Origin of the sequence: Streptomyces sp. CB02980, assembly GCF_014451325.2 — a bacterium.
Lineage (GTDB): Bacteria > Actinomycetota > Actinomycetes > Streptomycetales > Streptomycetaceae > Streptomyces.
Genome location: NZ_JACSCH020000003.1, coordinates 178,356 through 198,671 on the forward strand (window position 1 = coordinate 178,356; position 20,316 = coordinate 198,671).

Sequence of the window (20,316 nt, forward strand, 5' to 3'; positions counted from 1 at the left end):
TCAGCGGGTCGCCCTGATCGAGTACGTCAGCGGGTCGCCTTGATCGAGTACATCATCGGGATGCGGGGCCGGTCCGCCGGGAAGCGGTAGTAGCCGTCCTCGTGCCGCTGGAGCGCGCCGTAGCGCGGGTACAGCGAGGCGTCGTGCTCGTGCAGGAACTCGATCCGCAGGCCGGCCCTGGCGAGCGCGGTGACGACCTCGCCGACCGGATGCACCCATTCCACGCTGCGGTTGTGGACGGTCGCGGCGTCGAGCTCCGCGTACGTGCCCGGGTTGGTGTCGACCCAGGGATCGCGGACGAAGTAGTCGTTCACGATCCGGCTGCCGGTCTCGTCGTCGAGCGAGTCGGTGAGCGGATGGAACTCGGCCACGTAGAGGAAGCCGCCGGGGGCGACCAGCGAGGCGGCGGTCTCCGCCCAGCGCTCGATGTCGGGCAGCCAGTTCAGCGCGCCGCAGCCCGTGTAGACGATGTCGTACGCGCTGTCCGGGACGGCCTCCGCGGCGTCGTACACATCGGCCGCGACGAAGGCCGCCCGGTCCTGCGTGAGGCCCAGGTCCGCGGCGAGCGAGCGGGCGGTCTCGACGGCCGGCTCGGAGAAGTCCAGGCCGACGACGTGCGAGGCGCCGTGGCGGGCCCAGGAGAGGGTGTCGAGGCCGATGTGGCACTGCAGGTGCAGCAGGGAACGTCCGGTGACGTCGCCGACCTCGGCGAGCTCGAAGTCCCGCAGGGCGTCCTTGCCCGCGCGAAAGGCGTCGAGAGCGTAGAAGTCGCTCGCGGCGTGGATCGGGACGCGCTCGTCCCAGCGTGCGCGGTTGACCTCGTGCCAGTCTTCGGGCGTCGGCGAGTACATGTCGGCGAGGTTATCCACAGGTTGAGGGTGACGCGACCCGATTGTCCGCCGCGCGGAGCATCATGGGTGCCATGACTGAGAGCAAGAACTCCGAGCTCGAGGGCGAGCTCACCGACCCGGCCCCCGCGTGGCAGCGACGCTTCCGCGCGCCGCGCGTCTCCCTGCCCGAGTGGGCGGAGGAGGCCCCGGACCGCTCGCTCTTCGTGTCGAACGCGACGGGGACGTACGAGCTGTACGCCTGGGACCGGGCGAGCGGGGAGCAGCGCCAGGTCACCGACCGGCCGAACGGCACGACGGACGGCACCCTGTCGCCGGACGGCGCCTGGATCTGGTGGTTCGCGGACACCGACGGGGACGAGTTCGGGGTGTGGATGCGCCAGCCGTTCGCCGGCGGCGCGGACGAGCCGGCCGTGCCCGGCCTCGACGCCTCCTACCCGGCGGGGCTCGCCATCGGCCGGGACGGCACGCTCCTGGTGGGCCGCTCAACCGACGAGGACGGCTCGACGGTCCATCTCGTACGCCCCGGGGCCGGCGCCCCGGTCGAGATCTACCGGCACCGGGAGTCGGCCGGGGTCGGCGACCTGTCGTACGACGGGTCCCTGATCGCCGTCGAGCACACGGAGCACGGGGACGCGATGCACTCGGCGCTGCGGGTGCTGCGCTCCTCGGACGCGGGCGTGCTCGCCGAGCTCGACGACACCAAGGGCGGCACGGAGGAGCTGGGGCTCGCGGTCCTCGGCTTCGCGCCCGTGGACGGCGACAGCCGGCTGCTCGTCGGGCACCAGCGGCGCGGCCGCTGGGAGCCGATGATCTGGGACGTGGCGGCGGGCACGGAGACCGATCTCCGGCTCGACCTGCCGGGCGACGTCTCGGCCGAGTGGTACCCGGACGGCTCGGGCCTGCTGATCGTGCACAGCTTCGAGGCCCGCAGCGAGCTGTGGCGGTACGAGATCGCCACCGGCGCCCTGGTCCGGGTGGAGACCCCGGCGGGTTCGGTGTCGGACGCGACCGCCCGGCCGGACGGCAGCGTCGAGTACCTGTGGTCCTCGGCCGCCGAACCGCCGGTGGTGCGGTCCACGGCCGGCGGCGTCGTCCTCGACCCGCCCGGCCCCAAGGCCCCGCCGTCGGTGCCGGTGGAGGACGTGTGGGTGGAGGGCCCGGGCGGCAGAGTCCACGCGCTCGTGCAGCGCCCGGCGGGCGAGGGCCCCTTCCCCACGGTCTTCGAGGTGCACGGCGGCCCCACCTGGCACGACAGCGACGCCTTCGCGTCGGGCCCGGCGGCCTGGGTGGACCACGGGTACGCGGTGGTGCGGGTCAACTACCGGGGCTCCACGGGGTACGGCCGGGAGTGGACGGACGCGCTCAAGCACCGGGTCGGTCTGATCGAGCTGGAGGACATCGACGCGGTCCGCGCCTGGGCGGTGGCGAGCGGCCTCGCCGACCCGTCCCGGCTCGTGCTGTCCGGCGGCTCCTGGGGCGGCTATCTGACGCTCCTCGGCGTCGGTACGCAGCCGGATGCCTGGGCGGTCGGGCTCGCCGCGGTCCCCGTCGCGGACTACGTCGCGGCGTACGAGGACGAGATGGAGGCCCTCAAGGCGCTGGACCGGACGCTGCTGGGCGGCTCCCCCGAGGAGGTGCCCGAGCGGTACGCGGCCTCGTCGCCGCTGACGTACGTGGACGCGGTGAGGGCCCCGGTGCACATCTCGGCGGGCGTCAACGACCCGCGCTGCCCGATCCGCCAGATCGACAACTACGTCGACCGGCTCAAGGCCCGGGGCGCGGTCCACGAGGTGTACCGCTACGACGCGGGCCACGGCTCGCTGGTAGTGGAGGAGCGGATCAAGCAGGTCGGCCTGGACCTGGCGTTCGCCGCGCGGCACCTGGGGGGTGGTCCGGTGGAGAGCTGAGGCGGCCGGGGACCCGGCCGACGGGGGGCCGAGGCCGCTTGCGTACCGTGGGGGGCGTGTACCGGTTCCTGAGAACGCCCCGCTGGTGGGGGATCAACGTCTTCGTCCTGCTGGCGATCCCGTTCTGTGTGTTCATGGGGACCTGGCAGCTGGGCAAGTTCGAGGATCGCGTCGACTCCCACGAGGCGGCCGAGCAGCGACCCGCCGCGAGCACGCTGAAGGCGGAGCCGCTGGTCTCCCTGCTTCCGGTGGACAAGGAGACCTCGGGCCGGTCGGCCGAGGCGCGCGGCCGGTTCGGGGAGCAGTTCCTCGTCCCGGACCGTGATCTGGACGGCCGGACCGGCAGCTACGTGCTGACGCTGTTGCGGACGGACGGAGGCAGGTCGCTTCCGGTGGTCCGCGGCTGGCTCCCCACGGGCGCGAAGGCCCCCGCCCCGCCGTCCGGCGAGGTCACGGTCGTGGGCGCGCTCCAGGCCTCGGAGAACGGCGGCACCAAGGGTGTCAGCCAGGCCGGCGGGCTGCCCGAGGGCCAACTGGGGATGATCAGCGCGGCGTCCCTGGTGAACGTGGTCACGGACGACGTCTACGACGCCTGGATCACCCTCGCCGACTCCCCCGCCGGGCTCACGCCGGTCCCGGCGGCGGCCGCGGCGGGCACGAGCCTGGACGCGAAGGCGTTCCAGAACCTCGGCTACACCGCGGAGTGGTTCGTCTTCGCCGGCTTCGTCCTCTTCATGTGGTTCCGCCTGGTCCGCCGCGAGGCGGAGGCGACCCGCGACGAGGCGCTCGGGCTGTAGGTCAGGAGCCGGCCAGGACCCCGGTCCGGTAGATCGTGCCCGCGCAGGCGTTGGGGACGGTCGCCGACGCCGAGGGGCCGCCCGGCTCCGCGACATGGCTGACCAGGACGCTGCCGTCCGCCGGGCCGCCGTCCTCGTGGAGCAGCTGGGGCGCCGCGCCGGAGCCGGCGTCCGGACCGGTGCCCGGGTCGGTGCCGCTTCCTCCGGAGCCCGTGCCCTCGCTGGGGTCGGGGGTACCCGTGCCGCCGGTCGGGGTGTCCGTCGTCGGCGGTGTGGTCGGCGGCTCGGTCGGCGGCGGCTCCGTCGGGGTCGGGGTGACGGGTGTCGTCGGGCAGGTCTCGCTCGGCACCCAGACGAACTTCACCTCGTAGGAGGCGTTCGGCTTCAGGGCCAGTGAGGAGAACTCCTGGGAGGGGTCGGGCAGTCCGCTGCCCCCGTCTCCCGAGGTGTGCCGGATCACCGAGATCCGCGCCGGGTCGGCGGCGCCGCGGGCCTCGAAGCCGACGACTCCGCTGCCTTCCACGATGCACGCCCGGTCGGAGATGTTGGCGATGCGGAAGGTGCCGTGGACCCTGCCCTCGCCGTCGGGTCCGCCGGCTCCCGCCGAGCTGACGCCGAGCTGCGCGGCCTCGCACGCCGGGAAGGCTCCGGGGCGGGTGTCCGCCTCCTGCCGGCCGGTGGAGGACACGCCGGGGCCGGGTCGCTGCGGCTTGCCCGCGGAGCCGTCGGTGGCGCTCTGACTGGGCGACACGGTGCTCGCGGGGGGCGCGGCGCTCTGGCCGCCCTCGACGCCGGTCTCGGCGCCGGTGCCGCCCTGGGCCTCCTCGCCGTGGCCGGCGTTCACCGGATTGCCGGCGGCGGAGACGCCGCCGGAGGAGGCGACGTGCACGAAGGCGGGTACGGCGGTGCCGATGAGGACCGCGGCGGCGGCGGCGCCGACGACGGCCTGCCGCCTGCGGGCGCGGCGCGCGGGTACGGCACGGCGCAGGTGGTCGAGCGAGCCGGAGGAGGGTTCCAGGCCGGACACGGCGCTCTGGAACAGCCGCCGCAGCGCGAGTTCGTCGTCCCCGTCGCCCTCGCCGGGGCCGGGCTCGATGTTCACCATGCGCTGTCCACTCAGGTCGTCACGTACATCAGGGACGTCGTTCTCGACGCTGTCGTCGCCGTTCTCGACGTCCTTGCCGGGTGCCTCGCTCACGACGTCGCTCCCATCGCGACGCGCAGCGACGCGATGCCCCGCGAACCGTACGCCTTCACCGAACCCAGGGATATCCCGAGCGCCTCGGCGACCTGCACCTCGGTCATGTCCGAGAAGTACCGCAGGGCCAGCACCTCACGCTGCCGCCGCTGGAGTCCGCGCATCGCCTTGATCAGGTCCTCGCGCTCCAGCTGGTCGTACGCGCCCTCCTCCGCGCTGGCCATGTCCGGCATGGGCTTGGACAGCAGCTTGAGTCCGAGGATGCGGCGGCGCAGTGCGGACCGGGAGAGGTTCACGACGGTCTGGCGCAGATAGGCGAGGGTCTTCTCGGGCTCGCGCACCCGCTTGCGGGCGGAGTGGACACGGATGAAGGCCTCCTGGACGACGTCCTCGCAGGAGGCGGTGTCGTCGAGGAGCAGGGCGGCGAGGCCGAGGAGCGACCGGTAGTGGGCACGGTAGGTCTCGGTCAGGTGGTCGACGGTCGTTCCGGCCGCCGGGTCGCCTTCGGCGCTGGTCCGGGGCGAGGGGATGCCGTCCACGGAGCTCGCGCGGGATCCGGTGGGCACGGGGGCGATCACCGGCATGCCGCCGGGCGCGCGCGGCCGGCGGTAGGGGACGACCGCGGAGCCGCGTACGGGGACGATCGCGGAGCCGCGTGCGGGAACGACCGCCGTGCCGCGTGCGGGGACGACGGCGACGCTCCGCGCGGGGAGCACAGCGGTGCCCGCCCCGCGCAGCGGAGCGACGGTCGCGATGTCGAGTACGTCTGCCACGCATGTTGGACACGCTTCCCCCCGGCAGGGTTGTACGCGTACGCCACCCTTTTCGACGGTGAGTTGTTCGTCCTCATGCGTAACCGTTCTCCCCCGATGCCCCGCTTACAGCGTGTTCCGCGCCACACATGGTGAGTGCACGCAGAGACGCCTCCCACCCAACTGCTGGTTGCAGTAAGGGGGAAGAGCATCGTCGACCACGGCATCACCGCAGTTCAAGAGGTATCTGACGCCTATTTGCTCACAGGTCGTTCACAGATCCTACAAATACGTGACAACCGATTCCGCGATCTGGAGGGCGTTGAGGGCGGCCCCCTTGCGGAGATTGTCGGCGCAGACGAAGAAGTCGAGCGCCCGCTCGTCGTCCATGGAGCGCCGCACCCGTCCGACCCAGGCGGGATCGGTGCCGACGACGTCGGCGGGGGTGGGGAAGTCGCCCGCGGCGGGGTCGTCGTACAGCACGACCCCGGGCGTGGTCGCGAGGATCTCGTGCGCGCGGTCGAGCGGCACGGGGCGCTCGAAGCGGGCGTGCACGGAGACGGAGTGTCCGGTGACGACGGGCACGCGCACACAGGTGGCGGCGACCCTCAGCGCGGGGAGCGCGAGGATCCGCCGGGTCTCGTCCCGTACGCGCTCCTCCTCCGACGAGGCTCCGTCGGCGCCGGCCGTGCCCGACCAGGGCAGGACGTTGAGCGCGAGGGGTCCGGGGAAGGGCCCGGTGTTCTCGCCGACGGCCCGCCGTACGTCTCCGGGGTGGGTGCCCAGGTCGCCGTGGCCGGCCACCAGGCCGAGCTGGGCGCGGAGCGCGTCCACGCCGGCCTGTCCTGCGCCGGCGCCGCTGGCGGCCTGCTGGGCGGTGACGACCAGTTCGGAGAGCCCGAACTCGGCGTGCAGGGCGCCCACGGCGACGACCAGCGCGAGGGTGGTGCAGCCGGGGCTGGCGACGATGCCCCGGGGGCGTACGCGCGCCGCGTGGGCGTTGGTCTCGGGGACCACGAGGGGGACGTCGGGGTCCGCGCGGAAGGCGGCGGAGGTGTCCACGACGACGGCGCCCTTGGTGGCGGCGATGGGCGCCCAGCGGGCGGCCACCGACTCGGGCACCAGGAAGAGCGCCAGGTCGACGCCTTCCAGGGCCTCCTCGTCGAGCGCGAGGATCTCGCACTCCTCCCCGCGCACGGCGGCCTTGCGGCCGGCCGAGCGCGGGGAGGCGAGGAGGCGTATCTCGCCCCAGACGTCCGCGTGGTGCGTGAGCATCTGGAGCATCACCGAGCCGACGGCTCCGGTCGCACCGACGACCGCGAGCGTCGGCTTCGGTGTCATCGGCCGGTGCCTCCGTAGACGACGGCCTCGTCCGAGTCGCTGTCCAGGCCGAAGGCGCTGTGGACGGCTCGCACGGCCTCGTTGACGTCGTCGGCGCGGGTGACGACCGAGATGCGGATCTCGGAGGTCGAGATCAGCTCGATGTTCACGCCCGCGTCGGAGAGCGCACGGAAGAAGTCCGCGGTGACGCCCGGGTTGGTCTTCATCCCGGCGCCGACCAGGGAGATCTTGCCGATCTGGTCGTCATAGCGCAGCGAGTCGAAGCCGATCGCGGTCTTCGCCTTCTCCAGGGCGTCGATGGCCTTGCGGCCCTCGGCCTTGGGGAGGGTGAAGGAGATGTCCGTGAGACCGGTCGAGGCGGCGGACACGTTCTGCACGATCATGTCGATGTTGATCTCGGCGTCCGCGACGGCCCGGAAGATGGCCGCGGCCTCGCCCGGCTTGTCCGGCACGCCGACGACGGTGATCTTCGCCTCGGAGGTGTCGTGGGCGACGCCCGAGATGATGGCCTGCTCCACCTTGCGGTCCCCTTGCGGCTCGTTGCTGACCCACGTGCCCTGCAGCCCCGAGAAGGACGAGCGGACGTGGATCGGGATGTTGTAGCGACGCGCGTACTCGACGCACCGGTGCAGCAGCACCTTGGAGCCGGAGGCGGCGAGCTCCAGCATGTCCTCGAAGGAGATCCAGTCGATCTTCTTCGCCTTCTTCACCACGCGCGGGTCGGCCGTGAACACACCGTCGACGTCGGTGTAGATCTCGCAGACCTCGGCGTCCAGCGCGGCGGCCAGCGCCACGGCGGTGGTGTCGGAACCGCCACGGCCGAGCGTGGTGATGTCCTTCTTGTCCTGGGACACGCCCTGGAACCCGGCGACGATGGCGATGTTGCCCTCGTCGAGGGCGGTACGGATCCGGCCCGGCGTGACATCGATGATGCGCGCTTTGTTGTGGACCGAGTCGGTGATGACACCGGCCTGGCTGCCCGTGAACGACTGGGCCTCGTGGCCCAGGTTTTTGATCGCCATGGCCAGCAGGGCCATGGAGATCCGCTCTCCGGCGGTCAGCAGCATGTCGAACTCACGCCCGGCAGGGATCGGGGATACCTGCTCGGCGAGATCGATCAACTCGTCCGTCGTGTCGCCCATCGCGGAAACCACGACGACCACCTGGTGGCCGTTCTTCTTGGCATCCACGATCCGCTTGGCGACGCGCTTGATGCCTTCGGCATCGGCAACGGAGGAGCCTCCGTACTTCTGCACGACAAGGCCCACGTGCGCTCCTCGCTCAGTGTGTGCCGCAGCCGGCGCTGCGATCGGCTCAGTCTAACGAGGGACCCGGAAACGCCAGCGTGATATCGAATGGTGAGACACGCTGCTCAGAGAGTGATCACAAGGGAAGCTCCGCGAGGGACTCCGCCACGGTGACCGTGATCGGGTGGTGCTCACCGAGGACGCGTACGCAGACGGGCAGCAGCTCCTCGAAACCGGCCCGGGTCCGCTCGCCCTGCCCGGCGACCCCGTACAGGGCGGCCAGGTTGAGCCGCGCCATCAGGGTTTCCGGGTGGTCCGCGCCGAGCGCGGCCGCGAGCCCGGCCTCGGCCTGGGAGCACACCGCGACCGCGTCGAGGATCCGGTACGCGGACCGGTAGACCGCGGAGAGTTCGACGAGCGCCTCCAGCGTCTGACGGTCCCCCTCGCCCAGGACGCGGACCATGTCCTCGACGACCCCCTCGTGGAGGGCCACCGCCTCGCCGACGAGACCGGACAGCTGGTGGGCCTGCGCGAGGCAGCGCCGTGCCACGAACACGAGCCGGTGCCCGGCCCCGTACTCCTCGGTCATGTCCCGCACCACCCCGGCCGCGAGCCGGATCGCCTCCGCTCCGCGGCCCGTCTCGGCGAGGACCACGATCATCCCGCCGCGCACCCCGACGGTGTACGGATGCTCCGGGCCGACCAGCCTCTCGGCGCCGGCCAGCGCCCGCTCGTACATGGCGACCGCCCCCTCGGCCAGAGCGTTGAGCGTCAGGTACATGGCTGCCGCGACCAGCGTCCCGAGCAGCGCCCCGTCGTCCTTCCCCGGGTCGGAGCACCGCAGGTACGCCTCGAGGTGCGGCCGGAGACCGCGCCACGTCTCCCAGTGCGCCGGATCCATGCTGTCCTGCGGTACGGCCCGGACCAGCGCCGTCTCCGCCGCCAGCCGGGCCCGCTCGATCAGCCCCGGCTCCCGGTGCGGGTCCTGGCGGTCCGCCCTCCGGGCCACCGCCTGCACCAGCCGGTGCACGGAGACCGACCCGTCCTCGTGCAGCGTCACCATGCTGTGCGCCGCCAGCTCGCCCAGCGCCTCGCGCACGCCGGACCCCGATGGCAGCAGCGGCACGGGAATCCGGTCCGGCGCGAACCAGGCGAGCAGCCGCAGGAGCTCCCCCGCGGACGGATCGGAGGCACCGAGCCGGTCGAGCGTGACGCGCAGGGTCCGGGCCACGGCCTCCTCCGCGTTGCCCGGCCCGCCGCCCGTGCCCAGCCGCGCCAGGTACGCGAGCGGGGGCGTGGCCGTACGCCCGCAGTACGCGGCGGCGATCTCCACGGCCAGCGGCAGCTGCCCGAGGGTCTCGCAGAGCCCCTCGGCCCCGGTCGTGTCCCGGGGTCCCGCGTGGGTGGCGACCCGGGTGAACAGCTCCACGGCCTCGCCCGCCGCAAGGACGGGCAGCACCAGAACCCGCCCGATCCCGTACCAGCCGTCCGTCGTCCGGCTCGTGACGACGACCCGCCCCCGGCCGCCGGCCCTGGCCAGCAGGCCCTCCACATCGGCCGGATCGGTGACGTTGTCGAGCACGAGCAGCCAGCCGCCGTGCGCCGACAGCCACTGCAGCGCCCGCTCCCGCAGCGCCTCCTGCGGGAGTACGTCGATCAGTTCCGGCTGCATCGCGGCGGCGAGGCCCGCGAGGCCCGCCTCCACGTCCGCCCGGCTCTCCGCGGTGATCCACCAGACGGGGTTGCGGTCCGCCGTCTGCCGGAGCGCCCAGCGGGCGGCCAGCGAGGACTTCCCCACCCCGCCGAGGCCGCAGATGACGACGGTCTCCGACTCCCCGTCGAGCACGGCGCCCTCGGCGTCGCGCCCCACGAAGTGCGCGGCCCTGCGCGGCACGTCGACCAGCCCCGGCGGACACAGCACCGGCCCGAGGGCCGCGGGCGGCAGCACCGTCACGCGGTCGCCTGTGTGGACCCAGCCGATGTCCCGCCCCGCCGCGACGGACCGCTCCCCCGACGCCTCGACGCCCCCGCTCACGCGTCGCCCGTGGACACGCTCCCGATGTCCCCACCGGCGGCGACGGACCGCTCACCGGAGGCGGCGACGGGCCCTGAGGCCGTGGCGCCGCCGGGAGGGGTGGTCGGGACGGCCGGGGCAGGCACACCGGGCGGGGCGGCCGGGGCAGGCACACCGGGCACGCCGGGCGGGGCGGCCGGCGGCCGCACTCCGTCGCCCGTGACCGCGACGCCGATGCTCCCCCCGGCGGCGACGGCCCGGGTCCCGGACGCCTGCACGGGGGCCTGACCGGCGCGCCCGAACTGCCCCCACAGGGACAGCCCGAGACCGACGGCCGCCAGGACCGCCCCGGTGACGCTGGCGATCTGATCGGCCGTGCCGAGATCGCCGAAGGCGACGGCGAGAAGGGCGACGACACCGACTGCGGCGACGCCGATGCCGCTCCTCAGAAGGGCCTTCGACCGGGAGGTTGCTGCCATGAGGCCCATGATGGGGGAATCGGCCGCCCGACGGCAGCCGTTCGTACGGGAGTTCACGAAGGCCGCCGGCTCCGGACACCCCCTTGCGTCACCTACAGGCGCTCGCTCAGGCCCAGCGGTCCGCCGATCTCCTCCGCCATCACGCGGCCCGCCTCCTCGGCGAGGTCGTCCTCGGTGATGTCCTCGTCCGTGTCGAGGCCGTCGAGGGCCGCGAGGGGCTGGTCGAGGCGGACGTGGGCGACGAGGGACTGGAGGGCGCGGAGGGTGGCCGAGGCGGTGGGGCCCCAGTTGGAGAAGTACGAGAACTGCCACCACCACAGGGCCTCGCTGGTGCGGCCGGCGCGGTAGTGGGCCAGGCCGTGGCGGAGGTCGGCGACGATGTCGGCGAGGTTGTCGGAGATACGGGCCGGGACCGGGGCCTTGCGGGGCTCGTACGGGTCGAAGACCTCGGAGAACACGTCGACCGGTTCGAGGAGGACCGCGAAGCGCTCGCGCAGGTCGTCCATGTCGGGCTCGGGACCCGTGTCCGTCTCGTACCGCTCGTCCGGGACGATGTCCTCGTGCGCGCCGAGCCGTCCGCCCGCGAGGAGCAGCTGCGAGATCTCCAGGAGCAGGAAGGGGACCGCGCTGTCCGGCTCGTCCCCCTTGGCGACCTCGGTGGTCGCCACGATGAAGCTCTCGATGGAGTCGGCGATCTGGACCGCGAAGTCGTCGGGGTTCTGCGTGATCGCGTGCAGCGTGGGGTCAGACATCGAGGAGCCTCCCTGAGAGCGCGCCGGCCCGGTCGTCATACATCTAGCAGCCTCCGTCCCTCGAAGGCACGGCCGAGGGTCACCTCGTCGGCGTACTCGAGGTCGCCGCCGACCGGGAGCCCGCTCGCGAGCCGGGTCACCCTGAGTCCCATGGGCTTGATCATCCGCGCCAGGTACGTCGCGGTGGCCTCGCCCTCCAGGTTCGGGTCGGTCGCGAGGATCAGCTCGGTGACGCTGCCGTCGGCGAGCCGCGCGAGCAGCTCACGGATGCGGAGGTCGTCCGGGCCGACGCCCTCGATCGGGCTGATCGCGCCGCCGAGGACGTGGTACCGCCCCCGGAACTCGCGGGTCCGCTCGATCGCGACGACGTCCTTCGGCTCCTCGACCACACAGATGACGGTCAGGTCGCGGCGCGGGTCCCGGCAGATGTTGCACTGCTCCTGCTGTGCCACGTTGCCGCAGATCGCGCAGAACCTGACCTTCTCCTTGACCTCCAGGAGCGCGTGCGCGAGACGCCGTACGTCGGTCGGCTCGGCCTGGAGGATGTGGAAGGCGATCCGCTGCGCGCTCTTGGGACCGACGCCGGGCAGCCTGCCCAGTTCGTCGATGAGGTCCTGAACCACGCCTTCGTACACGGAACGCCCTTTCAAGGGAGTGCTTGATTCTTACGGTAGTGGCTTAAAGCGAGCCTAAGAAGCCCACGGGAGCCAGGGGCCGCGCTCGAAGGCGCTCGGGCCCGGAGGAGCGCTCGGGCCGGGGAAGGCCCTCGGGCTCAGAAGCCGAGGCCGGGCATGCCGCCCATGCCCTGGGCCAGCGGGCCGAGCTTGGCCTGCTGGAGCTGCTGCGCGTTGTCGTTGGCGGCCTGCACGGCGGCCACGATCAGGTCGGCGAGCGTCTCGGTGTCCTCCGGGTCGACCGCCTTGGGGTCGATGACCAGGCCGCGCAGCTCGCCGGAGCCGGTCACGGTCGCCTTGACCAGGCCGCCGCCCGCCTGTCCGTCGACCTCGGTCGCCGCGAGCTCCTCCTGGGCGCGGGCGAGGTCCTGCTGCATCTTCTGGGCCTGCTGGAGAAGCTGCTGCATGTTGGGCTGACCACCACCGGGAATCACGGTCACTCCTGAGGTTCGGTACGTCCGTATGTCGGTACGCCGAGCCTACGTGGTCCCCGCCCGCCCTGCTCCACCACTCTTTCGGGTGAGAAACTGCGGGCTCCTCTACCTGATCAAGACCCCCTTGCGGGCGGAAATCCTGGGATTCCGGGCCCACCGCCCACCATTCGGCGGTAGGAAGGGCAGGCACCACGTGCACCGCACGTCACAGAAGGACACGAGCACTGAGCTGAACAGAGGAGTCCCCCGGTGAGCCAGCAGCCGGAGATGCAGCCACCGGGGCCCCCCGGGGGAGACGTCCACCGCGATCTGACCGGTACGCCGTTCCCCCTGGGTGACTGGGGCGAGCCCGCCGAGCGGCTCGACGAGCTGTACCGCTGGGTGGAGTCCAATGCCCTGCGCACCGCCGAGTGGTACCTCTCCGACCGCGTCTGGAAGCGCCGCAGCGCCCGGATCCTGCGGATCGGCACGGCCGCCGGGGTGATCGCGGGCGCCGCGCTCCCGCTGCTCGACCTGACCGGTGTCGCGGAGGGCACCGCCGGCTGGGGCTACCTCTCACTGCTGCTCGGTGCCGCCTGCCTGGCCTGCGACCGGTACTTCGGTCTGACCTCCGGCTGGATAAGGGACGTGGCGACGGCACAGGCCGTGCAGCGGCGTCTCCAGGCCCTGCAGTTCGACTGGGCCTCGGAGAGCGTCCGGGAGGTCCTGGGCCCCACGGAGGGCACCGCGAGCGAGGCCGCCGAGCGCTGTCTGGGCGTGCTGCGCCGCTTCTCGGAGGACGTGACCGAGCTCGTACGGGCGGAGACCGCGGACTGGATGGTCGAGTTCCGCTCGGGCCCGGCGCCGCTCGCGCTCCAGTCGGTGGGCGTGATGCCCGCGCGGGCCGAGAGCCATCACCCCTCGGGCCGTTTCCCGCTGCCGCCGGGCACCCGGCCGAACATGCCGCGTCAGCGGCCCCCGGAGGCCCGCTGACGCAGGCCTCCGGGGCACCTCGGGGCCGCAGGCCGCGGGACGGCCCGCTCGGGCCGTGCGCGCGGACCTCAGCTCAGGATGATCATCGATCCCTGGGCCAGGCTCCGGGTCGCCGCCGCGTGCAGCCCGAGCCACACATGGCGCTCCCGGGCGAAGGGGCCGCCGTCCAGCGGAATCGGTACGGCCGGTTCCTCCAGGGTGGTCGGCCGCCCCGGCGGTACGGGGGGTGCCGGCGGGTTCGACGGGTCGATGCCGATCGAGGGCGCCACGAACTCCAGCTCGCGCAGCAGCCCGTACGAGGAGCCGAGCGGCCCGCCGCCCTCCAGGAGCTCGTCGCTGGCGAGCGGGACCGGGAAGTCGACCGGCACGTACGCGCCCGCGTGGTCGTAGTGCCAGACCAGGTGCGACTGCTGGGCGGTCGCCTCGAACATCTCCAGGAGCTGTTCGTAGTCCCCGCCGAGCTCGCCGACCGGTTCGACCGGCAGTCCGCACATCTGGAGGAGGTAGGCGCGGCGCAGGAAGTGCAGGGCCTCGTAGTCGAAGCCGGCGATCGGGGCGACGTCGCCGGAGAGCCCCGGCATGTACGCGTAGACGGGCACGGTCGGCAGACCGGACGCGCTGAGCACGGCGTCGTACGCGGCGATCTCTTCGGCGAAGGGATTGTCGGGGCTGTGGCACAGCACGTCGACGAGGGGGACCAGCCACAGGTCACAGGCCAAGGGAGGCTCGCTCTCCGTCAGTTGCGGGGGACGCTCGCAGGGCGTACGCCAGGCTTTTGCAGGGACGGCCAGGTTAGTCGGCGCCCCACGGACACCGCCCACCCGCTGAGGAACTGCCCGGGGAGCCGGGCCCTCAACCCGGAGACCGCCCCTCAACCCGGAGACCGCCCTCCACCCGGCCGGCCCGTCCGGGTCACGTCACGCGGGGCGCTCAGCGGGCCCGCCGCTCCAGCCGGTCCGCCCATTCCATCGAGTGCGCGTTGTACTCCCGTACGACCGCGACGGCCGATTGCGCGTCGCCGCGGGTGATCGCGTCGACCAGGTCGACGTGCCCGCTCCACAGCCAGCCGAGGACGTCCCGCTCGGAGCGCAGGTAGGGGACGGAGAACACCCAGGCCTGGACGCGGAGCTTGTGGAGGAACTCGGCGATGTAGTCGTTGGCGGCGACGAGCCGGGCGAGTTCGCGCCAGTACCGGATGTCGTACCCGATGAGGATGTCGAGGTCTCCGGCGCGGGCGGCACGGGCGGCCGCCTCGCCCCTGCGCCGGATCGAGACGAGGGCGACGCCGATGCCGAGATCGGGTTCCGTGACCGCGGAGCGGGGCGGCACCATGGCGGCGTCGCGGCGGAAGATGCCGTCGACGACGAGCATCCGGGCCTCGACCATGCCCCGGTAGTCGTCGACCGAGTACTGGTGGACGCGGAAGCCGCGGTGCTGGTCGGAGTCGAGGAGGCCCTGCGCGCAGAGGTCGACGAGGGCTTCGCGCACCGGGGTCGCCGAGACGCCGTACTGGTCGGCGATCTGTTTGACGGTGAATTCCTCGCCGGGTTGGAGACGGCCCGCGAGCACCTCGTCACGCAGCGCGTCCGCGATCTGCTGTCGCAAGGTGTTGCGGGTGACAGCTCCGCTCGCGGGCATGGGTCGGCCCCCTCCGTCCGGTTCCGGACACCCTAGTCCAGACGGAAGGGGCCACCCGTTCCGCGGTTACGCGGTGTGCTCGTCGGCCACGGTGAGGGCCGCGTCGAGGGCCGCGAGGCCTTCCTTGGCCTCCGCCTCGGTGACGTTGCAGGCGGGGACGGCGTGGGTGCGGTTCATGTTGACGAAGGGCCACAGGCCGTTCTTCTTCGCCGCGGCGCCGAAGGCGGCCATCGGCGCGTTGGCCTCGCCGGCCGCGTTGTACGGGACGAGCGGCTCACGCGTCTCGCGGTTCTTGACCAGGTCGAGCGCCCAGAAGACGCCGAGGCCGCGGACCTCGCCGACGGACGGGTGGCGCTCGGCGAGCTCGCGCAGGCCGGGGCCGAGGACGTTCTCGCCGATGTGGGCGGCGTTCTCGACGACCTTCTCGTCCTCCATCACCTGGATGGTGGCGACGGCGGCGGCGCAGGCCAGCGGGTGACCGGAGTAGGTCAGTCCGCCCGGGTAGGGCCGCTTGTCGAAGGTGGCGGCGATCTTCTCGCTGATGGCGACGCCGCCGAGCGGCACGTAACCGGAGTTCACGCCCTTGGCGAAGGTCATCAGGTCGGGCACGACGTCGAAGTGCTCGGCGGCGAACCACTTGCCGGTGCGGCCGAAGCCCGCCATGACCTCGTCGAGGACGAAGACGATGCCGTACTTGTCGCAGATCTCGCGGACACCGGCGAGGTAGCCGGGCGGCGGGGTCATGATGCCGGCGGTGCCAGGCACGGTCTCCAGGATGATCGCGGCGATCGTCGCCGGACCCTCGAAGGCGATCGTGTCCTCCAGGTGCTGGAGGGCCCGCGCGCTCTCCTCCGCCTCGGTGGTGGCGTAGAAGGGCGAGCGGTAGAGGAACGGCGCCCAGAAGCGCACGACGCCGGCGGAGCCGTTGTCGGAGGCCCAGCGGCGCGGGTCACCGGTCAGGTTGATCGCGGTGGAGGTGGCGCCGTGGTACGAGCGGTAGGCGGAGAGCACCTTCGTGCGGCCGGTGTGCAGCCGGGCCATGCGGACGGCGTTCTCGACGGCCTCGGCGCCGCCGTTGGTGAAGAAGATCTTGTCCAGGTCGCCCGGGGTGCGCTCGGCGATGAGGCGTGCGGCCTCGGAGCGGACGTCGATGGCGAAGGCGGGCGCGAAGGTGGTGAGCTTCGCGGCCTGCTCCTGGATGGCGGCGACCACACGGGGGTGCTGGTAGCCGATGTTGGTGTAGACGAGGCCGCTGGTGAAGTCCAGGTAGCGGTTTCCGTCGTAGTCCCAGAAGTACGAACCCTCGGCGCCGGCGACGGCGAGCGGGTCGATCAGGCCCTGGGCGGACCAGGAGTGGAACACGTGCGCGCGGTCGGCGGCCTTGACGGCGGCCCCGGCCTGGGGATCGGGTTCGATGACATGAGGGGTCATGGGGTCGAGGGTAAGGAACCGCAGGTAGGGCGGGCCATGGCCATCTTGTCCACCGAGACCGGGGCGGACGCGACACCTTGTTCCGTGACACGGAATCCCCGCGGAATCCTTCGAGCAATTGACAGCATCCTGTCGTCATGACAGTCTGTTGTCATCAGCGGAACCGAGGGATCGACCACACCGACCAAGGGGTCAGCCATGGGAACGAAGACCGGAACGAAGACCGTCCACCTCGCCGTCTACGACACGCTCGCCGACTGGGAGACGGGCCACGCCACCGCCTGGCTCGCCCGCGCCGGTTACACGGTCCGGACCGTCGGCCCGGTCGCCGGAGAGCCCGTCACGACCCTCGCCGGCATCCGGATCGTCCCCGACCTCGCGCTCGCCGACCTCCGGCCCGAGGACAGCGAGCTGCTGATCCTTCCGGGAGCCGAGAAGTACGACGAGGGCGACGAGCTCGCCGCCTTCCCGGCCGCGGCCCGCGCCTTCCTCGACGCCGGGGTGCCGGTCGCCGCGATCTGCGGCGCCACCGCCGGACTCGCCAAGGAGGGCCTGCTCGACGACCGGCCGCACACCAGCGCGGTCTCCTTCTACCTGGCCGCCACCGGCTACAAGGGCGGCGAGCACTACGTCGACACGGACGCGGTGACGTCCGAGGGCGAGGCCGGGACCGGCGACCTGATCACGGCGGGCCCGACGGAGCCGGTCGCGTTCGCGCGCGAGGTCTTCGCGGTGCTCGGCGCGTACGAGGGCAAGCGGGACGCCTGGTACCGCCTCTTCCACGACTCGGACCCGGCGGCGTTCGTCGAGCTGAACTCGTGAGCCGCGCCCCGCAGGACGCCCTCTCCCGTACCGCCCTGGGCGTCTTCCGCCTCAACGGCCAGTTCCTCGCCGTCTCGGAGAAGCTCGCCGAGCCGGCCGGTCTGACCGCCGCCTGGTGGCAGGTCCTGGGAGCCGTCCTCCCGGAACCCCTCCCGGTCGCCGGGATCGCCCGGGCCATGGGCATCACCCGGCAGAGCGTCCAGCGGATCGCGGACCTGCTCGTACGGGAGGGACTCGCGGCGTACGAGCCGAACCCGGCCCACCGCCGCGCCAAGCTCCTCACCCCGACCGAGGCGGGCCGGGCCGCCATCGCCCGCATCGAGCCGGGCCACGCGGAACTGGCCGCCGCGCTCCTGCGGGAGCTGGGCGGCCAGGAGGCCTTCGACGAGACGGTACGGGTCCTGGAGCGGCTGTCGGCGGCGCTTGAGACCGTCGAGGCCGGTCACCAGTAGGCGGCCCGCCGGGACCGAGCGGTCAGGACACACCGCTGAACAGCTCGGTCACGGCGCTCCGCAGCAGCAGCGGATGGACGAAGCGGTCCGGCGACGACGGCGGGAAGCGCCACGACAGCGGCCAGGTCCTGCCCGTCAACGCCGGCACCGGCACGTAACTCACATGGGCGGGTCCGGCATGGAACCGGGTCACCCCGCGCGGCCACGGCTTCCGTGCCGTCGACCCCGGCGGCACGAGGAAGTAGACCCCGCGCCGCCCGTTCGCCTCGATCACGACCGGCCCCGGGTCGCCCCCGGTGAGCACCTCCATCCGGTCGGCGAGCCGCCGCCCCTCGTCACCGTCCACCCGAACGGCGTCGAATTGCACGCCCGCCTTACGGAGTTGGAATCCGGAAACTGGAATCCAATCCACGTTTACTTCCCGATTCTCTTCATTCACGAGGACATGTTCCCGCGCCGACGCTAGCGTTTTCCACGACTGCGACGGGCGCGTCGGCAACCCTTTGACCTGCACCGACGCACCTTTCAGGCAGTCGAATTCGGCGGGGAGCAGTTGAGACCGGTTGAGATCGGTTGAGTCCGAATGGGGAGCGGGAATGGCGCGAGCGGACAACAAAGAGGCGGCGGGGCCTGCGGCGCGGATGGTGGCGGCCCTGGCCAAGAAAATGAGGCTGCGGAAGGGGCTCACCCAGGAGCAGCTGGGGGCGCAGATGGGATATACCGGCGCTGCCATCAGCGCGATGGAGACGCTCTCACAACCGGTGAGCGACGACATGCTGGCCCAGCTGGAACGGGTCTTGGGGGACGGGACCGGGATCTTCGAGGCGATGCGGGAGCTGGTACGGCTGGAGAAACTGCCGGCGCAGTTCAGGAACTACGCGCCGATCGAGCAGTCGGCCCTGAGCCTGTGCTTGTTCTCCATGCACAACGTGCATGGTCTGTTCCAGACGGAGGCGTATTCGCGGGCGCAGATCGCAGGCGGATACCCCCCTCCCTCCGAGGGGCGCGTCGAGGAACTCGTGACGGCGCGGATGGCCCGCAAGGCGATCTTCGACAGGGAGCCGATGGGCTTGATCGAGCTGATCCTGGACGAGTCCGCACTGGTCCGGAAGTTCGGCAGCACGGAGGTCATGCGAGGGCAGTACCGCTTCCTGGCAGAGTGCGCGCAGCGCAAGAACGTCACCCTCCAGGTACTCGCCCTGGACGTCGGCCTGGGGGGCGAGAACGCAGGTGCCCGAGGTCCCATGTCCCTCATCGAGACCGCCGATCACAACCGTCTCGTCTACCTCGAAATCCAAGACGAAAGCGTGCTGGTCAGCGACCCGGCGAAGGTGAGTACATACGCCCAGCGTTATGCGAAGATCCGAGCACAGGCCCTGGACCCTCGCGAATCACTGGGCCTCATCGGGCGGTTGGCGGGAGAGGGAACATGAGCGAGAACCTGCACTGGTTCAAGTCCAGCTACAGCAGCGACAGCGGCGGCGAGTGCGTCGAGGTGGCCACCCGCCCCCGCGCCGTCCATCTCCGCGACTCGAAGCAGAGCGACGGGCCCACGTTCACCGTGGAGCCCGCCGCCTGGACCGCGTTCGTTACGTGGCAGAACTGACTAGCAGGACAGGTTCGACCCCGCGGGGACGCCCAGGATCTGGGTGAACTGCTGGTACTTGGTGACCCGGCTCTGGACCTGGGCCGGGTTGCGGCCGTTGCACTCCAGGCTGCCGTTGATCGCCCAGATGGTCTGGCCGAAGCCGGCTCCGTTGACCATGGCGTTGTGGGCGGTCATCGTGCCCGGGCCGCTCTGGGTGTTCCAGTACCAGAGGCCGGTCATCATCGCGACGGCCGGGTCCTGCTCGACGCGCCACGGGTTGTTCAGCAGGTCGATGCCGAGGGCGTCACCGGCGGCCTTGTAGTTGAAGTTCCAGGAGAGCTGGATGGGGCCGCGGCCGTAGTAGGCGGCCTGGCCGGCGGGGCAGCCGTAGGGCTGGCCCGAGTCGCAGTAGTGCGGGTAGTTCGCCGTGTTCTGCTCGACGATGTGGACGAGGCCGCCCGTCTCGTGGGAGACGTTCGCGAGGAAGGCCGCGGCCTCCTGCTTCTTCACCGTGTCGCTGCCGGTGTTGGCGAAGCCGGGGTACGACTTGAGGGCGGCGGTGAGGCCCGCGTACGTGTAGAAGGGGTTCCGGCTCGGGAACATCTGGTTGAACTGGGCCTCGGAGACCACGAATCCGCCGCTCGGCGGCGGGGTGGTGGGCGGCGGCGTGGTGGGCCCGCCGCCGCAGGCGCCCTGGTCGGCCCAGACGCCCCACTCGCCGGTCGTGCCGGGAGTCTCGTTCTGGGTCCACCACTTGGCCGACCAGTTGTGGCCGTTGTGCGAGGCCGTCATCCCGCCCGTGTAGACGGCGGAGGAGTTCCATGCGGCCGCGCAGGCGGCGACCGCACCGGCGGAGGCGGAGGGGACGAGGAGGACGGCGAGTCCGACGGCCGTACAGAGCGCGGCCAGCGAGGCGACCAATCTACGCAGCATGCGTAACTTCCTTCCGGGTGGGGCCGGGTGGGGA

22 protein-coding genes are annotated in these 20,316 nt (G+C 72.0%); 7 read left to right on the top strand and 15 right to left on the bottom strand.

The window, feature by feature from the left end; translation table 11 throughout:
- Positions 1 to 26: 26 nt before the first annotated feature.
- A complete protein-coding gene (locus E0F75_RS07695; RefSeq protein WP_187622148.1) occupies positions 27 to 851 on the bottom strand; it encodes a bifunctional 2-polyprenyl-6-hydroxyphenol methylase/3-demethylubiquinol 3-O-methyltransferase UbiG in 825 nt (274 codons plus the stop codon).
- 62 nt (positions 852 to 913) lie between these two features.
- On the opposite strand from E0F75_RS07695, the gene E0F75_RS07700 reads away from it, so the two are divergent.
- Positions 914 to 2,758: a prolyl oligopeptidase family serine peptidase gene (locus E0F75_RS07700; protein WP_374115380.1), complete on the top strand. Its 1,845-nt coding sequence runs from the start codon at positions 914 to 916 to the stop codon at positions 2,756 to 2,758.
- A 56-nt stretch (positions 2,759 to 2,814) separates the two neighbouring features.
- A complete protein-coding gene (locus E0F75_RS07705) occupies positions 2,815 to 3,555 on the top strand; it encodes an SURF1 family protein (protein WP_187621760.1) in 741 nt (246 codons plus the stop codon).
- Between the two features lies 1 nt (position 3,556).
- On the opposite strand, the gene E0F75_RS07710 is transcribed toward E0F75_RS07705, so the two are convergent.
- The 9 genes from E0F75_RS07710 to E0F75_RS07750 form a co-directional block, all read right to left on the bottom strand.
- A complete protein-coding gene (locus tag E0F75_RS07710) occupies positions 3,557 to 4,753 on the bottom strand; it encodes a hypothetical protein (protein WP_229312582.1) in 1,197 nt (398 codons plus the stop codon).
- On the bottom strand, positions 4,750 to 5,526 hold the full coding sequence (locus E0F75_RS07715; protein ID WP_187621761.1) for a SigE family RNA polymerase sigma factor: 777 nt from the start codon (positions 5,524 to 5,526) through the stop codon (positions 4,750 to 4,752). Before E0F75_RS07715 ends, E0F75_RS07710 begins: the two co-directional genes overlap by 4 nt.
- A 261-nt stretch (positions 5,527 to 5,787) precedes the next feature.
- On the bottom strand, positions 5,788 to 6,846 hold the full coding sequence (locus E0F75_RS07720) for an aspartate-semialdehyde dehydrogenase (protein ID WP_187621762.1): 1,059 nt from the start codon (positions 6,844 to 6,846) through the stop codon (positions 5,788 to 5,790).
- On the bottom strand, positions 6,843 to 8,114 hold the full coding sequence (locus E0F75_RS07725; RefSeq protein WP_073908126.1) for an aspartate kinase: 1,272 nt from the start codon (positions 8,112 to 8,114) through the stop codon (positions 6,843 to 6,845). The genes E0F75_RS07720 and E0F75_RS07725 overlap by 4 nt, the downstream gene beginning before the upstream one ends.
- Before the next feature lie 115 nt (positions 8,115 to 8,229).
- Positions 8,230 to 10,128, bottom strand: a complete 1,899-nt coding sequence (locus tag E0F75_RS40385) for a tetratricopeptide repeat protein (protein ID WP_187621763.1) — start codon at positions 10,126 to 10,128, stop codon at positions 8,230 to 8,232.
- Positions 10,125 to 10,586: a hypothetical protein gene (locus E0F75_RS07735; protein ID WP_229312583.1), complete on the bottom strand. Its 462-nt coding sequence runs from the start codon at positions 10,584 to 10,586 to the stop codon at positions 10,125 to 10,127. The genes E0F75_RS40385 and E0F75_RS07735 overlap by 4 nt, the downstream gene beginning before the upstream one ends.
- 92 nt (positions 10,587 to 10,678) lie before the next feature.
- Positions 10,679 to 11,338: a DUF5063 domain-containing protein gene (locus E0F75_RS07740; RefSeq protein WP_187621764.1), complete on the bottom strand. Its 660-nt coding sequence runs from the start codon at positions 11,336 to 11,338 to the stop codon at positions 10,679 to 10,681.
- 35 nt (positions 11,339 to 11,373) lie between these two features.
- Entirely contained in the window at positions 11,374 to 11,973 is a 600-nt protein-coding gene (recR, locus tag E0F75_RS07745) for a recombination mediator RecR (protein WP_187621765.1), read from the bottom strand.
- 137 nt (positions 11,974 to 12,110) lie between these two features.
- The gene (locus E0F75_RS07750; RefSeq protein WP_148003706.1) at positions 12,111 to 12,446 is read right to left on the bottom strand and encodes a YbaB/EbfC family nucleoid-associated protein; all 336 of its coding nucleotides are present in this window, start codon (positions 12,444 to 12,446) and stop codon (positions 12,111 to 12,113) included.
- 267 nt (positions 12,447 to 12,713) lie between these two features.
- On the opposite strand from E0F75_RS07750, the gene E0F75_RS07755 reads away from it, so the two are divergent.
- A complete protein-coding gene (locus tag E0F75_RS07755; protein ID WP_194480406.1) occupies positions 12,714 to 13,418 on the top strand; it encodes an SLATT domain-containing protein in 705 nt (234 codons plus the stop codon).
- 68 nt (positions 13,419 to 13,486) lie between these two features.
- Here E0F75_RS07755 and E0F75_RS07760 read toward each other — a convergent pair whose 3' ends face one another.
- From E0F75_RS07760 to E0F75_RS07770, 3 genes are all read right to left on the bottom strand, one after another.
- A complete protein-coding gene (locus tag E0F75_RS07760; protein WP_187621766.1) occupies positions 13,487 to 14,137 on the bottom strand; it encodes a hypothetical protein in 651 nt (216 codons plus the stop codon).
- A 211-nt stretch (positions 14,138 to 14,348) separates the two neighbouring features.
- Positions 14,349 to 15,056, bottom strand: coding sequence for a GntR family transcriptional regulator (locus tag E0F75_RS07765; protein WP_187621767.1), 708 nt, complete (start codon positions 15,054 to 15,056; stop codon positions 14,349 to 14,351).
- Positions 15,057 to 15,122: 66 nt separating this feature from the next.
- Entirely contained in the window at positions 15,123 to 16,487 is a 1,365-nt protein-coding gene (locus E0F75_RS07770) for an aspartate aminotransferase family protein (RefSeq protein ID WP_055602519.1), read from the bottom strand.
- 198 nt (positions 16,488 to 16,685) lie between these two features.
- On the opposite strand from E0F75_RS07770, the gene E0F75_RS07775 reads away from it, so the two are divergent.
- Positions 16,686 to 17,309, top strand: coding sequence for a DJ-1/PfpI family protein (locus tag E0F75_RS07775; protein ID WP_187621768.1), 624 nt, complete (start codon positions 16,686 to 16,688; stop codon positions 17,307 to 17,309).
- On the top strand, positions 17,306 to 17,761 hold the full coding sequence (locus E0F75_RS07780; protein WP_187621769.1) for a MarR family winged helix-turn-helix transcriptional regulator: 456 nt from the start codon (positions 17,306 to 17,308) through the stop codon (positions 17,759 to 17,761). Before E0F75_RS07775 ends, E0F75_RS07780 begins: the two co-directional genes overlap by 4 nt.
- A gap of 22 nt (positions 17,762 to 17,783) precedes the next feature.
- Here E0F75_RS07780 and E0F75_RS07785 read toward each other — a convergent pair whose 3' ends face one another.
- A complete protein-coding gene (locus E0F75_RS07785) occupies positions 17,784 to 18,200 on the bottom strand; it encodes a hypothetical protein (protein ID WP_187622151.1) in 417 nt (138 codons plus the stop codon).
- Positions 18,201 to 18,357: 157 nt separating this feature from the next.
- Between E0F75_RS07785 and E0F75_RS07790 the strand changes: the two genes are divergently transcribed.
- Together E0F75_RS07790 and E0F75_RS07795 are read left to right on the top strand one after the other, a co-directional pair.
- A complete protein-coding gene (locus E0F75_RS07790) occupies positions 18,358 to 19,194 on the top strand; it encodes a helix-turn-helix transcriptional regulator (RefSeq protein WP_187621770.1) in 837 nt (278 codons plus the stop codon).
- Positions 19,191 to 19,367 carry a DUF397 domain-containing protein gene (locus E0F75_RS07795; RefSeq protein WP_187621771.1) on the top strand — a complete coding sequence of 59 codons (177 nt, stop codon included), beginning with the start codon at positions 19,191 to 19,193 and terminating at the stop codon, positions 19,365 to 19,367. Before E0F75_RS07790 ends, E0F75_RS07795 begins: the two co-directional genes overlap by 4 nt.
- On the opposite strand, the gene E0F75_RS07800 is transcribed toward E0F75_RS07795, so the two are convergent.
- Positions 19,368 to 20,282 carry a glycoside hydrolase family 19 protein gene (locus E0F75_RS07800; RefSeq protein ID WP_187621772.1) on the bottom strand — a complete coding sequence of 305 codons (915 nt, stop codon included), beginning with the start codon at positions 20,280 to 20,282 and terminating at the stop codon, positions 19,368 to 19,370.
- Positions 20,283 to 20,316 lie beyond the last annotated feature (34 nt).